The organism is Vibrio splendidus (assembly GCF_002873455.1).
Taxonomy (GTDB): Bacteria; Pseudomonadota; Gammaproteobacteria; order Enterobacterales; family Vibrionaceae; genus Vibrio; species Vibrio splendidus_J.
The window spans coordinates 1-14170 of record NZ_MCUN01000020.1 but is presented as its reverse complement, the minus strand read 5'-3'; the positions used below and the strand labels follow the sequence as shown (position 1 = coordinate 14170).

The 14170-nt window shown below is 44.9% G+C and carries 13 protein-coding genes and 1 riboswitch; of the genes, 7 read left to right on the top strand and 6 right to left on the bottom strand.

The features are described from left to right. Positions 1-62 precede the first annotated feature (62 nt). Both glyS and glyQ read right to left on the bottom strand, forming a co-directional pair. Positions 63-2144: a glycine--tRNA ligase subunit beta gene (gene glyS / locus BCU75_RS16470; RefSeq protein ID WP_102474463.1), complete on the bottom strand. Its 2082-nt coding sequence runs from the start codon at positions 2142-2144 to the stop codon at positions 63-65. 2 nt (positions 2145-2146) lie between these two features. Next, positions 2147-3076 carry a glycine--tRNA ligase subunit alpha gene (gene glyQ, locus BCU75_RS16465; protein ID WP_102474462.1) on the bottom strand — a complete coding sequence of 310 codons (930 nt, stop codon included), beginning with the start codon at positions 3074-3076 and terminating at the stop codon, positions 2147-2149. Positions 3077-3286: 210 nt separating this feature from the next. After that, positions 3287-3462, top strand: a riboswitch (yybP-ykoY riboswitch). A 34-nt stretch (positions 3463-3496) separates the two neighbouring features. Between glyQ and BCU75_RS16460 the strand changes: the two genes are divergently transcribed. Together BCU75_RS16460 and BCU75_RS16455 are read left to right on the top strand one after the other, a co-directional pair. Then, positions 3497-4051 carry a TMEM165/GDT1 family protein gene (locus tag BCU75_RS16460; RefSeq protein ID WP_009848160.1) on the top strand — a complete coding sequence of 185 codons (555 nt, stop codon included), beginning with the start codon at positions 3497-3499 and terminating at the stop codon, positions 4049-4051. Between the two features lie 137 nt (positions 4052-4188). Beyond that, positions 4189-4443 (top strand): hypothetical protein, encoded by a 255-nt coding sequence (locus tag BCU75_RS16455; protein ID WP_081396820.1) that lies wholly within the window; start codon positions 4189-4191, stop codon positions 4441-4443. A gap of 84 nt (positions 4444-4527) precedes the next feature. Here the strand turns inward: BCU75_RS16455 and tusA are convergent, their stop codons facing one another. Continuing rightward, the gene (gene tusA / locus BCU75_RS16450; RefSeq protein ID WP_017055492.1) at positions 4528-4779 is read right to left on the bottom strand and encodes a sulfurtransferase TusA; all 252 of its coding nucleotides are present in this window, start codon (positions 4777-4779) and stop codon (positions 4528-4530) included. A gap of 149 nt (positions 4780-4928) precedes the next feature. On the opposite strand from tusA, the gene BCU75_RS16445 reads away from it, so the two are divergent. Both BCU75_RS16445 and BCU75_RS16440 read left to right on the top strand, forming a co-directional pair. Continuing rightward, positions 4929-5114: a hypothetical protein gene (locus tag BCU75_RS16445; RefSeq protein WP_004736674.1), complete on the top strand. Its 186-nt coding sequence runs from the start codon at positions 4929-4931 to the stop codon at positions 5112-5114. A gap of 155 nt (positions 5115-5269) precedes the next feature. Further along, on the top strand, positions 5270-6211 hold the full coding sequence (locus BCU75_RS16440; protein ID WP_102474461.1) for a LysR family transcriptional regulator: 942 nt from the start codon (positions 5270-5272) through the stop codon (positions 6209-6211). A 136-nt stretch (positions 6212-6347) separates the two neighbouring features. Here the strand turns inward: BCU75_RS16440 and BCU75_RS16435 are convergent, their stop codons facing one another. From BCU75_RS16435 to fadB, 3 genes are all read right to left on the bottom strand, one after another. Then, positions 6348-7328 (bottom strand): MDR family oxidoreductase, encoded by a 981-nt coding sequence (locus BCU75_RS16435; RefSeq protein WP_102474460.1) that lies wholly within the window; start codon positions 7326-7328, stop codon positions 6348-6350. Positions 7329-7570: 242 nt separating this feature from the next. Next, positions 7571-8734: an acetyl-CoA C-acyltransferase FadA gene (gene fadA, locus BCU75_RS16430; RefSeq protein WP_017055496.1), complete on the bottom strand. Its 1164-nt coding sequence runs from the start codon at positions 8732-8734 to the stop codon at positions 7571-7573. 26 nt (positions 8735-8760) lie between these two features. Further along, entirely contained in the window at positions 8761-10932 is a 2172-nt protein-coding gene (gene fadB, locus BCU75_RS16425) for a fatty acid oxidation complex subunit alpha FadB (protein ID WP_102474459.1), read from the bottom strand. 227 nt (positions 10933-11159) lie between these two features. Between fadB and BCU75_RS16420 the strand changes: the two genes are divergently transcribed. The 3 genes from BCU75_RS16420 to hemG are packed head-to-tail and all read left to right on the top strand — an operon-like array spanning position 11160 to position 13813. Then, a complete protein-coding gene (locus BCU75_RS16420; RefSeq protein WP_102474458.1) occupies positions 11160-11783 on the top strand; it encodes a YigZ family protein in 624 nt (207 codons plus the stop codon). A 34-nt stretch (positions 11784-11817) separates the two neighbouring features. Next, positions 11818-13275 carry a TrkH family potassium uptake protein gene (locus BCU75_RS16415; RefSeq protein WP_017077285.1) on the top strand — a complete coding sequence of 486 codons (1458 nt, stop codon included), beginning with the start codon at positions 11818-11820 and terminating at the stop codon, positions 13273-13275. A gap of 10 nt (positions 13276-13285) precedes the next feature. Next, positions 13286-13813: a menaquinone-dependent protoporphyrinogen IX dehydrogenase gene (gene hemG / locus BCU75_RS16410; RefSeq protein ID WP_004736667.1), complete on the top strand. Its 528-nt coding sequence runs from the start codon at positions 13286-13288 to the stop codon at positions 13811-13813. Positions 13814-14170 lie beyond the last annotated feature (357 nt).

Below are 14170 nucleotides of genomic sequence, written 5' to 3'. Positions count from 1 at the left end.
CCCTTTGGGTGTTTACCTGTTGTTGCTCAGAGTATGAATTAGAGCAACAGTCTCACTCGTGCTTATTTTTGCAGTAGAGAGATGTCAGCAATCTGTAGGAACAGGTTACGTAGGTTGTTTAGTAGCGTTAGACGGTTTTTCTTAAGCGCTTCATCATCAGCCATAACCATTACGTTATCGAAGAATGCATCAACAGGTTCACGTAGATCAGCAAGTTTGCTTAGGGCTTCTTGGTAGTTACCTGTTGCGAATGCTGGTTCTAGTGCTTCAGTCATTACTTCAACGTTTTCAGCCAGCGCTTTCTCTGCGTCTTCTTGAAGAAGTGCTAGATCGATTTCTGCTGGTAGCTCGCCATCGAATTTCGCAAGGATGTTACCTACACGCTTGTTCGCTGCTGCTAGTGCTTCTGCTGCTTCCAGTTCACGGAAGTGAGAAACTGCTTTAACACGTTGGTCAAAGTCAGCAGGCTTAGTTGGACGACGTGCTAGTACCGCTTGGATGATATCAACGCTGAAACCAGCATCTTGGTACCATGCGCGGAAACGACCTAACATGAAGTCGATAACGTCAGCTTCTACGTTGTCGTTAGTTAGCTTGTCGCCTAGTAGCTCTTTCGCTTTACCGATTAGATCGGTTAGGTCTAGGTTGTAGCCGTTTTCAACGATGATACGTAGCACACCTAGTGATGCACGACGTAGAGCGAATGGGTCAGAACCTTTTGGTGCTTGGCCAATACCGAAGATACCGACGATGGTGTCTAGCTTGTCTGCCATTGCTACAGCAGATGAAATACCAGTGCTTGGTAGTGTGTCACCCGCGAAACGAGGCATGTACTGCTCGTAAAGTGCTAGTGCTACTTGCTCGTCTTCACCATCGTGCGTTGCGTAGTGCATGCCCATCACACCTTGAGTATCCGTAAATTCGAATACCATAGATGTCATTAGGTCACACTTAGCCAGTAGGCCAGCACGCTTAGACTTTTCAACGTCAGCATCGATTTGCTCAGCAATGTAGCCAGCAAGCTCTGTGATGCGATCGGTTTTGTCTTTAATCGTGCCCAGTTGCTTCTGGAAGATAGCTTGGTCTAGTTCAGCAAGACGGTCGATAAGCGGACGCTTACGGTCGGTGTTGAAGAAGAACTCAGCATCAGCAAGACGTGGACGTACAACCTTCTCGTTACCTTCGATAACGTGACGAGGCTCTTTAGACTCGATGTTCGATACGAAGATGAAGTTTGGTAGAAGGCTTCTTTCAGCGTCACCAATCTCATGCGAATAAACAGGGAAGTACTTCTGGTCGCCTTTCATGGTGTAAACCAAAGCTTCAGAAGGCACTTTTAGGAACTCTTGCTCAAACTTAGCAGTAAGCACCACTGGCCATTCAACCAAAGAGGTAACTTCTTCAACAAGGTCATCTTCTAGGTCTGCAATACCGCCAACCGCGTCTGCTGCTTTTTTAGCATCAGCAAGAATGATCGCTTTACGCGCATCGTAATCTGCCATTACTTTACCGCGCTCTTCTAAGATCGCAGGGTATTGGTCAGCAGAGTCGATAGTGAACTCTTGTTCGCCCATGAAACGGTGGCCACGGATAGTACGAGCAGAAGCTACGCCTAGGATTTTGCCATCAACAAGCTCATCACCTAGTAGTACTGTCAGTGTTTTCACTGGACGGATAAATTGAATGTCTGAGTTACCCCAGCGCATTGCTTTAGGAATTGGTAGGCCAGCGAGAGCTTTCGCAGCGATGTCCATCACCAATTCTTGAACAGGTTTGCCAGTCACTTCTTGTTTGAAAAGAAGCCACTCGCCTTTGTCTGTTTTCAGACGATCAGCTTGCTCAACAGTAATACCGTTACCACGAGCCCAACCTTGTGCAGCTTTAGTCGCGTTACCTTCAGCATCGAATGCGACAGAAACAGCTGGACCACGTTTTTCAACGACTTTGTCCGCTTGGCCTTCAGCCAGTGCTGTTACTTTAAGTGCTAGACGACGAGGTGCTGCGTACCACTTGATGCCTTCGTGAGAAAGCTCAGCAGTTTTAAGACCCGCTTCAAAGTTAGAAGCAAAGGCTTCTGCTAGAGAACGAAGTGCTGTTGGTGGAAGCTCTTCCGTACCCAGTTCAATTAGAAAATTCTTCGCCATGATTATTTACCTTCCTTTTCTTCTACAGAACGGCACATTGGGAAGCCAAGCGCTTCACGTGACGCGTAGTACGCTTCTGCAACAGCTTTAGTCAGGTTGCGGATACGAAGGATGTAACGTTGACGCTCTGTTACAGAGATAGCTTTACGCGCATCAAGGAGGTTGAATGCGTGACCTGCTTTTAGAATGCGCTCGTAAGCTGGAAGCGGAAGTGGCTTCTCAAGCTCAAGTAGCTCTTTACACTCTTTTTCGCACTGGTCGAAGAAAGTGAATAGGAAATCTACGTCTGCGTGCTCGAAGTTGTACGTTGATTGCTCAACTTCGTTTTGGTGGAAGATATCACCGTAAGTCACGTTAGAACCGTCTGGTGCTACGTTCCATACTAGGTCATAAACTGAATCTACTTCCTGGATGTACATTGCTAGACGCTCGATACCGTAAGTGATCTCGCCAGTTACAGGCTTACACTCAAGGCCGCCAACTTGTTGGAAGTAAGTGAATTGAGTCACTTCCATACCGTTTAGCCATACTTCCCAACCAAGACCCCATGCGCCTAGCGTTGGGTTTTCCCAGTTGTCTTCTACGAAACGAATATCGTGAACAAGTGGATCGACACCAAGAACTTCAAGAGAGCCTAAGTACAACTCCTGGATGTTATCTGGAGAAGGTTTTAGAGCTACTTGGAATTGATAGTAGTGCTGCAGGCGGTTCGGGTTTTCACCGTAACGACCATCGGTCGGACGACGAGAAGGTTGAACGTACGCCGTAGACATTGGCTCTGGGCCAAGTGCACGTAGACATGTCATTGGGTGAGAGGTGCCAGCACCTACTTCCATATCTAGTGGTTGAACAATGGTACAACCGTTTTGTGCCCAGTAATCCTGCAGCGCGAGGATCATTCCCTGGAAGGTTTTGATATCGTATTTTTGCATAGTCAGGTTCGCGCGATTCTTTTAAATGAATGATAAAAATAACCTCTGAGTATACCGAGATATTGGTAAAGCGAGTAGGGGTAATCTTGTTTAATTAGTGGTCTAAAATGTCGTTTAGTGGATTTTTTTGCCTTTAATGTTTGTTTTTCGGCACAAGTGGATATTTTGATAAGTTTGACACTTGTGTTTGAAAGCGTGGGTGATTAAAATCTCGCGGTCTTTGGGGAGTAGCTTGCTTATTCATATCCTATTGAATGAGTTCGTTCGTCAACATAATTGATGCAAAATCATCATGGCGTTCGAGGCAACCACCACCTTGGTGGCGCTTAGCAAGACCTTAGACAAGCATCGTGAACCGGGATGGGGCGCGAGGTTTGTCTTTGGTTAAATATAATAATCCTCATCCCAAATGAGCATGTCGTGAGCGTTTTAGCAATTTCAATTACAACTGTCGCCTTAGCCGAGATCGGTGATAAGACTCAGTTGCTATCCCTTTTATTAGCCAGTCGATATCGAAAACCGTTACCTATTATTGCGGCTATTTTCTTTGCCACCATTGCCAACCATGCCCTTGCGGCGTGGCTAGGTGTTGTGGTCGCCGATTATTTATCTCCCGAAGTGCTTAAATGGGTGCTGGTGGTCAGTTTCATTGCGATGGCAGGCTGGATTCTCATTCCGGATAAATTAGACGACGATGAGCAGATCTCGAACCGAGGGCCGTTTGTCGCCAGTTTTATCGCTTTCTTCATTGCTGAAATTGGTGATAAGACCCAGATTGCGACATCCATTCTTGGGGCTCAATATTCGGATGCATTAACGTGGGTAATTCTTGGCACTACTATCGGTATGTTGCTAGCGAATGTGCCTGTGGTGATCATTGGTAAGTTATCGGCAGATAAGATGCCTCTTGATCTGATTCGCAAGATCACCGCTTTGTTATTCGTGGGTTTGGCTATCGCAGCGGCGTTCTATTAAGCGGTACATACTCAACCAGTAAAGTAATGTGTTTTAGGTCATACTCTTACAGTATTGTGGGGTTTATCGAGCGAATGGACATATAACTGTCATACTTGTCATGATATTTTAATCTTGTGAGTTAAAAACACGAGGGCATGATTATGTTGACGCGTTATATGGGTATTACTCCACAAAGCCAAAGCTATCTATTTACCTTTGGTCTTGCACTTACACTATTAGGCATGGTGTTGACGGATATGTGGCTACCGATGGTGGCTGGTTCGATGATCATGACTGGGCTTGCGGTAGAAGCTTGGATTCGGGTCGCGCATATTATTCCTATGCGAAAAGATCTCCGAGAGATTCAACATCAGCTTGAGCATCTGCAAAACAAATCAAGAAACGAATAAACAAAAAGCCGCTCGTACTCTGAGTTCTGTTTAAGAACATAAGGTACGAGCGGCTTTTTTGATGCTTGATATTTAGGTGAGGCGTTATGCCTCCAACCCTTTTCTTATCAAATATTGGTAAGGCAAAGCTTCAGTCGCTTGGCCGACTAACTGATGATCCATAAAACGACAAAAACTCGGAATATCACGAGTTGTCGAAGGGTCGTCAGCTTTTACCAGTAACACATCGCCATCCTGCATGTTTCTAATTGTCTTCCTGACCATCATTACTGGTTCTGGGCAACGCAGGCCTTCAGCTTCTAAAGTGTGGGTTGCCAGTTCAGGTTTGAATGTCATGGTTTGTATCTCTATATCTATCTAACGAGTGAATAATACGTCTGCAGAAAAAATATGCAATAAGTGCTTGGCAATTGAAGTCATTTCCTATAACTTAATTAACAAGTTGATAACAACTTAAGACAAAGGCAACTAGCTAAGGAGTGGCGATGTTGACAGGATTAGATAGATTAACCATTTATTCAGTTCTCTGTTTTATTTCTTTTTGTGCGTTAGTACTACGTTCATCGACAGAGACCTCACTGATGCCAATATTTGGCATAGTGGCAACGATTATTGGTATTTGGGTAGAGATGCGCCGTTGGCAAGGCATAGCCGAAGAGCAAGAGCACTAATCCGAATACAGCAAGCTAATTCCAATACGACACATTCCGACACTATCCCCAGATTTTCTTGGGCTTCCCCGCGTAATTGCGGGATTTTTTTTATCTAAAGCATGCTATAAACAACTTAGTGATTAATGATAATTGTATACAGCTAGGTAAGTAGCGTGGAATTGGAAGACATCTATCGTAGAGACCTAAATTTACTGGTCGCTTTAAAGGTATTGATTGAAGAAGGCAGTGTAAGCCAGGCCGCGCTTCGTCTAAACTTAAGCCAGTCGGCAACTAGCCGAGTATTAGGCCGCTTAAGAGAATTACTCAGCGATCCTCTGTTTACACGTCAAGGTCAGCACCTTATTCCCACCAAAAAAGCGCTCGAGATCAGTCAGCGTATTGATCAACCTTTAGAATCATTCCGTCAATTGCTTAGTCCGAGTGATTTCGATCCTTACTATTGCAGCGAACGTTTTTTGATTGCGACTACCGACTATGCGATGCAGACCATCTTGCCTTATGCGTTGCCGAAAATTTATGAACAAGCCCCTAATATCTCTTTAGAGTTCGCACCGTTGCAACATGAGCATTTGTTTAAGCAGCTCAGCACAGAGCGTGTCGATATGGCGATTTGTCGTCCGAGTGGCAGTATTGCTCCGCTTCATCAAGATGTTTTAGGGCCTGTTGGTGTGTCGTGTCTTTTATCTAAAAAGCACCCATTGGCGGATCAGCCTTTAAGCCTTGAAGATTATGTATCACTCCCGCACGCGATGATTGCGATCAGTGATGGCGTTAAAGCGTTATTAGATAATGCTTTAGCCAATCAAAATCCACGTAAAATGGTTCTGCGCGCTTATCACCTTGAAGCTGCATTGGCTATTGTCGATAGAATGCCATTGGTGATTACTGTACCTGCCGATTTAGCTTACTTAGTGGCAGAGCGTTATGACCTGGTCGTCAAGCCGCTACCCTTTGAGTTTATGCCGTTTGACTACTCACTGATCTGGCATTCGCGCTGCGATTCTTCTGCCTCGCAGCAATGGTTAAGAAGAGTGGTAAAAGAGGAATGCGGTGAGCTGATTCAAAAACGTATTGCGGATGTAGGCTTGGGTTAACTGAGGGCTAGCTTTGGTTTACTTGATCCAAATGACAAAAATGCAAAAGGGCTGATAAGTAATCAGCCCTTTGTTATTTTGGGTTATCCAAATCTAAAGCTGTTGCTTAAGGTTTGATAACTTTATGTTTGAGAATCTATAGTTTAATGACTATACGACCAGTAATTTGACCGTTAGTGATGTCTTCTGCCGCTTGAATTGCGCCATCTAGAGGCACTTCCTTCGTTGCTTGCGCATAGAAAGATTCTGGTAGCAGCTCAGCCAGTTGTTCCCACGCTTTAATACGTTTTTCACGAGGGCACATTACAGAGTCCACACCTTGTAGGCGAACGTTGCGCAGAATGAATGGCATTACTGTGGTTGGTAAGTCAAAGCCGCCAGCTAGGCCACACATTGCAACCGCACCGTTGTAATCAATTTGCGCCAATACTTTCGCAAGTACTTTGCTACCGACTGTATCGATAGCACCAGCCCACAGTTGTTTCTCAAGTGGTTTCGCCGGTTCTTCTAGTTCAGCACGTTCTACAATGCGTGTTGCACCTAGTGATTTTAGTAACTCGCCATTTGCTGAAGCACGGCCAGTAACCGCTGCCACTTTGTAACCCAGTTGGTTTAGTAGGGTAATAGACACGCTGCCTACGCCGCCACTTGCACCAGTTACTAGGATTTCACCGTCTTCTGGTTTGATACCTGCATCCACGATAGCTTGCACACAAAGCATTGCTGTGAAACCAGCTGTACCAATCGCCATGACTTTCTTCGCGTCTAGACCTGCAGGCATTGGCACTAACCAATCACCGTTTAAGCTCGCTTTCTCAGCCATGCCGCCCCAGTGACCTTCACCAACACCCCAACCCGTTAGAACAACTTCGTCGCCCGCTTTGTAGCGAGGGTCATCAGATTGTGAAACCACGCCAGAAAGGTCGATACCAGGAACCATAGGGAAGTTGCGAACAATGCGCCCTTTACCTGTAATTGCCAAACCATCTTTGTAGTTCAAAGAAGAGTAGCTCACATCAACCTTCACGTTACCTTCTGGTAATTGAGACTCATCAATTTGAGAAACTGATGCGATAGTTTTTTTGTCTTCTTGGTTTAGTACAAGTGCTTTAAACATGATCTGCTCCGTAGGAGGAATATTAGGAAACTGAAGTAACTTTAGTTGAATCTCTGGAGAAAAAAAAATGAAACATCAACATTGAATCTATGCGTTTTATGCATAGATATAAGTGATGGTTTTTCTCTTGCTAGGTTTATTCAACAAATCGACAGATTATTAGATACTGAGTAATAAAAAGTGCAGCTATATAAATATAGCTGCACAAAATATTACCTTTCAAGTATTACAGTCAGTGATCGCTATGGGCGTTCAAATACCGTTGCAATACCTTGACCTAAACCAATACACATAGTCGCTAAGCCGTATTTCACGTCTTGTGCTTCCATCAAGTTGATTAGGGTTGTCGAGATACGAGAACCAGAACAACCTAGTGGGTGCCCCAGTGCAATTGCACCGCCGTTAAGGTTTACTTTCTCGTCAACCACATCCAGTAGACCTAGATCTTTAGCACAAGGTAAAGACTGAGCTGCGAACGCTTCGTTAAGCTCAATTACACCCATGTCTTCAATCGTTAGGCCTGCACGTTTCAGCGCTTTTTGGGTAGCAGGCACTGGGCCGTAACCCATAATTGAAGGGTCGCAACCTGCGATAGCCATAGACTTCACGCGAGCACGAATCTTAAGGCCAAGCGCGTTGGCTTTATCCTCACTCATGATAAGCATTGCAGAAGCACCATCAGACAGTGCTGATGAAGTACCTGCTGTTACTGTACCATTTGCTGGATCGAATACTGGGCGAAGCTGAGACAAGCCTTCAACAGTCGTCTCTGGACGAATCACTTCATCGTAATCCAGAGTGAACAGCGAGCCGTCTGCTGCGTGAGCTTCGGTTGGTAGGATTTCGTTCTTGAAACGACCTTCAACCGTTGCTGCTTGAGCGCGAGCATGTGAGCGTGCTGCGAATGCGTCTTGGTCTTCACGGCTAATACCGTGCATTTTACCTAGCATCTCAGCCGTTAGGCCCATCATTCCTGCTGCTTTTGCTACGTGCTTAGACATGCCTGGGTGGAAATCGACACCGTGGTTCATTGGTACGTGACCCATGTGCTCCACGCCACCGATCAGGCAGATTTCAGCATCACCAACCATGATGGAGCGAGTTGCATCATGCAAAGCTTGCATAGATGAACCACATAAACGGTTCACCGTTACCGCACCAATTTCAATCGGTAGGCCAGCAAGCAAAGCAGCGTTACGAGCCACGTTAAAGCCTTGCTCTAGCGTTTGTTGTACGCAACCCCAGTAAATGTCTTCAATTTCGACAGGGTTTACTTCTGGGTTACGTTCTAAAATGCCTTTCATCAAGTGTGCCGACAGATCTTCAGCACGGGTGTGACGGAAAGCTCCACCTTTGGAACGTCCCATTGGGGTACGAAGGCAATCAACAACAACTACATTATTCATTTTGCTATTCCTTTTCCAAATGTGGGTTACAGAGAACTTGCTTGTTGGCCGTCGTAAAAGCTTTCGCCTTTCGCTGCCATATCAAGCAATAGTTGAGGAACTTGGTACATTGCACCTAAGTCTTGGTAGCTCTTCGCCATTTCAACGAAGTTACCAATACCCACATTGTCTAAGTAGCGGAATACGCCGCCTCTGAATGGAGGGAAGCCTAAACCGTAAACCAGTGCCATATCCGCTTCTTGCGGTGTCGCGATAATGCCTTCTTCTAAACAAAGTACCACTTCGTTGATCATTGGAATCATCACACGTTGGATAATTGTCTGGTCATCAAAGTCTTGTGGCTGTTGGCATACGTCAGCCAAGATAGGAAGAATGTCTTCAGAGAAAGTCTTCTTCGGACGACCGCGTTTGTCTACGCTGTATGTGTAGAAACCGCTGCCGTTCTTCTGGCCGTATTTTTCAGCGACGTAAAGTGCATCAATCGCATCACGACCTTCTTTACCCATACGCTCAGGGAAACCTTGTGCCATTACTGCTTGTGCGTGGTGTGCTGTGTCTAGGCCAACAACGTCTAGTAGGTATGCTGGGCCCATTGGCCAACCGAACTTACGCTCCATGACTTTATCGATTTTAGTGAAATCAGCACCGTCACGTAGCAACATGCTGAAACCGCCAAAGTAAGGGAAAAGCACACGGTTTACGAAGAAGCCTGGGCAGTCATTTACAACGATTGGGGATTTGCCCATTTTCGCTGCGTAAGCGACTACGCGATTAATGGTTTCTTCTGAAGTATGCTCGCCACGGATAATCTCAACCAAAGGCATGCGGTGTACTGGGTTAAAGAAGTGCATACCACAGAAGTTTTCTGGGCGCTTCAGAGATTTCGCTAACAGGTTGATAGGAATCGTTGAGGTGTTTGATGTAAGAACCGTGTCTTCACCAACCAAACCTTCCACTTCACTCAGTACCGCTGCTTTTACTTTAGGATTCTCTACAACTGCTTCCACAATCACATCTGATTGCTCAACACCGGCATAATGTAAGCTTGGAGTAATAGAAGACAGAATGCCTGCCATCTTGAATCCATCTAGGCGACCACGTGATAAGCGTTTATTCAACAGCTTAGAAGCTTCGTTCATACCAAGATCAAGTGATGCCTGTGCGATGTCTTTCATCATCACGGGTACGCCTTTCAATGCTGACTGGTAAGCAATACCACCACCCATGATGCCAGCACCAAGTACCGCTGTACGTTCAGTCGCTTTGTTGGCAGACTTGCCAGCTTGTTTCGCTAAGCCTTTGATGTATTGGTCATTAAGGAATAAGCCAACCAATGCTTTCGCTTCTTCAGATTTCGCTAGTTTAACGAAGTGTTTGCGCTCGATATCCAATGCAGCATCACGATTACTACGTGCTGCTTCTTCGATAGCGATAACTGAAGTGATTGGTGCTGGGTAATGGGGCCCTGCTTTTTGAGCTACTAAGCCTTTAGCCATGGTGAAACTCATCATCGCTTCTAGTTTGCTTAGTGAAAGCGCTGATGTTTTTTGTTTACGGCGTAGTTGCCAATCGAGTTTCTCATTGGCAGCTAGAGAAACAGTGTTAATCGCTGATTCTAGTAGTTGGTCTGTTTCAACAATCGCATCTAACAAGCCAATCTTAAGCGCTTCATCTGCGCGGCATGCTTTGCCTTGCGTGATAATTTCCATTGCGCTGTCAGCACCGATAACACGAGGCAGACGCACACAACCACCAAAGCCAGGCATGATGCCAAGCTTGGTTTCAGGTAGGCCAATGCTGGTGGTCTTGTCACCGATACGGAAATCGGTAGCGAGTACACATTCACAGCCGCCGCCAAGGGCATGGCCACGCATCATTGAAAGAGTTGGGACAGGAAGGTCTTCTAGCTTGCTAAAGATTGAATTCGCGAATCTTAACCATTCATCAAGTTCTGCTTCTGGCTTAGCAAATAAGCCTAGAAATTCAGTGATGTCTGCGCCTACGATGAACGCGTCTTTGTTTGAAGTTAAGATTAAACCACGTAATCCAGCGTGAGCATTAAGGGCATCTAACGCTTTATCTAGTGATTCTAAAGTAGCAAGGTCGAGTTTGTTTACAGAGGCCGGTGCACAGAAGCTGAGTTCTGCAATACCATCTTGTAATTCCTTTACCTGTAAGGTGTTAGCTTGGTAAATCATTGTCTATCTCCATGACATACAATCCACGATTGTTTGAGAGAATCTTGTTATCTTTCTAATATTGTAGGATACCTGGTAAGACCAGTTATCTTAGTCTGTACCTCTGCCTGATTAATTTCAATACATTTTTTAAACAATTGTTTAACATTGTGCGATAGCACAGATCCTCTAACCCTTATTATTCACGCGTGATACACTTCGTCGCTCTTAATAATTAAGTTAACGATATGAATGAACAGCCTTATTTAATACCGTCTGCGTCAGCTCTGTTTGAAGAAGAGATAAAGAAGAGCGTCTTCATTACTCGTCTTGCTCATACTCCAAGTGTAGAAGCTGCTAAACAGTTCGTAGAACAGGTAAAAAAAGAGCATTCTTCAGCGCGACATAATTGTTGGGGCTTTGTCGCTGGGCGACCTGAAGACTCAATGAAATGGGGCTTTAGTGACGATGGAGAGCCATCTGGTACTGCGGGTAAGCCCATCTTGGCGCAACTGTCTGGTTCTGGTGTCGGTGAATTAACGGCTGTTGTCACTCGTTATTCTGGCGGAATCAAGCTTGGAACGGGTGGACTAGTAAAGGCGTATGGTGGAGGAGTGCAACAAGCTCTCAAGCTGCTTCAAACTATCGAGAAAAAAATAACCACAAAATTACGGCTAGAGTTAGACTATGGCTTTGTGCCAATCGCGCAATCCATTATGGCTCAGCATCAGGCTGTTGAAGTCCAAGCGTATTATGGTGTTCAAGTTGAGCTTATTATTGAAATAGAGCTCCTTCAGGTAGATTCGTTTACCCAAACCATGATCAATAAAAGCGGTGCTAAGGCACTGGTAACGAAAGTCAAAGACAACTAGGAAGTGTGAAGCATTTCGCTTCGTTCAATAGCTCATGCAATTTCGCTCAATTATTCGAATCGTCGGATTATTATTAGCACTTTTTAGTGTATCAATGCTCGCACCAGCGCTCGTCGCACTGATCTATAGAGATGGTGCGGGTGTGCCATTTGTGACGACTTTCTTCGTTCTATTATTTTGTGGCGCAACTTGCTGGTTTCCAAACCGACGCTATAAACATGAATTGAAAGCTCGTGATGGCTTTCTTATTGTTGTGTTGTTCTGGACGGTAATCGGTAGTGCGGGCGCATTGCCGTTTTTGATCGCCGATAACCCGAATGTGTCGGTCACCGATGCTTTCTTCGAATCCTTCTCTGCATTAACAACCACGGGCGCAACCGTTATTGTCGGTCTCGATGACTTGCCTAAGGCGATTCTGTTTTACCGTCAGTTCCTGCAATGGTTTGGTGGTATGGGTATCATCGTATTGGCAGTAGCCATCCTTCCGGTTCTCGGTATCGGTGGTATGCAGCTATATCGTGCAGAAATCCCAGGTCCAGTAAAAGACAGTAAAATGACTCCGCGTATTGCTGAAACGGCAAAAGCGCTTTGGTACATATATCTGAGTCTAACGATTGCTTGTGCGGTAGCGTTTTGGCTTGCCGGCATGAGCTTCTTCGATGCCATCAGCCATAGTTTCTCTACGATTGCTATTGGTGGCTTCTCGACTCACGATGCGAGCATGGGCTATTTCAACAGTCCTGCTATCAACATGATTACCGTCGTATTCCTCCTTATATCAGCATGTAACTATTCACTTCACTTTGCTGCATTTGCTTCTGGTGGTGTGCATCCTAAGTATTATTGGAAAGATCCTGAATTTCGCGCCTTTATCTTTATTCAAGCGGTCCTGTTCTTAGTTTGTTTCTTATTACTACTCAATCACCATTCTTATGACTCGTATTACGATGCTTTCGATCAAGCGTTGTTCCAAACGGTGTCTATATCTACAACCGCGGGTTTTACTACCACCGGTTTTTCTGAGTGGCCATTATTTCTGCCCGTTTTGCTCCTGTTCTCTTCTTTTATCGGTGGTTGTGCAGGTTCAACCGGCGGTGGTATGAAAGTAATCCGAATCTTACTGCTTACTTTACAAGGTGCTCGTGAAATGAAGCGTCTTGTTCACCCGCGTGCTGTTTATACCATCAAGGTTGGCGGATCTGCGTTACCACAGCGTGTTGTTGATGCGGTTTGGGGGTTCTTCTCTGCATACGCATTGGTTTTTGTAGTTTGTATGTTGGCTCTTATTGCTACGGGGATGGACGAACTAAGTGCTTTCTCCGCCGTGGCGGCAACATTAAATAACCTTGGCCCAGGCTTAGGTGAAGTGGCAATGCACTTCGGCGATGTGAATGACAAGGCAAAATGGGTGTTGATCGTGTCTATGCTGTTTGGCCGTTTAGAAATTTTCACCTTATTAATTCTATTGACCCCTACGTTTTGGCGTAGCTAAGGACAACATTGTGGCAAAAGCTCTATTTTTATATTCAAGCCGTGAAGGGCAAACCAAGAAAATTTTGAACTATATAAAAGAAGAAATGAATGAGTTCGAATGTGAGCTTCAAGATCTGCACACTATTAGTAATGTCGACTTTGCTCAATACGACAGAGTATTGATTGGTGCTTCTATTCGTTATGGTCACCTTAATAAGAAGCTATATAAGTTCATTGATGCCAACCTTGCTCAGTTGCAATCAAATAAGGTTGCCTTCTTCTGCGTTAACTTAACGGCTCGTAAAGAAGACCAAGGCAAAGACACCCCTGAAGGTAGTGCTTATATTAAGAAGTTTCTTCTTAAGTCACCATGGCAGCCGACTCTAATCGGTGTATTCGCTGGTGCCCTCTATTACCCACGTTATAACTGGTTCGATAAAACTATGATTCGCTTTATTATGAACATGACAGGTGGAGAAACGGACACAACCAAGGAAGTTGAGTACACGAACTGGGAAAAAGTCTCTTTATTCTCAAAGAAACTGCAAGAGATGTAAGAGGAAAGCCTACTTTTGAGGCGTTTTGTGGTCTTTTTAATCGAACGAATAAAAAAACGAGAAAAACTTCAAAAAGGGCTTGCCAGTGTGATCGAAATCTCTATAATGCGACCTCGTTGAAACGGGAAGGCTTCGTAAGAAACCAAAACGAATCAGCAGGTCAAATTAGCCAAGCTAAGCGCTTGAAAAAAGTTTTGAAAATAGTGGTTGACACTAAAACTTAAATCGCTAAAATGGCCGTCCGATTTGAGCGAAGCTCAAAAAGGAAAAGCTCTTTAACAATTTAAACCTATCAATCTGTGTGGGCACTCGTTGATGAATATCAAAGCGTTATTGGTTCTTTTTCGAAAGAGCGTA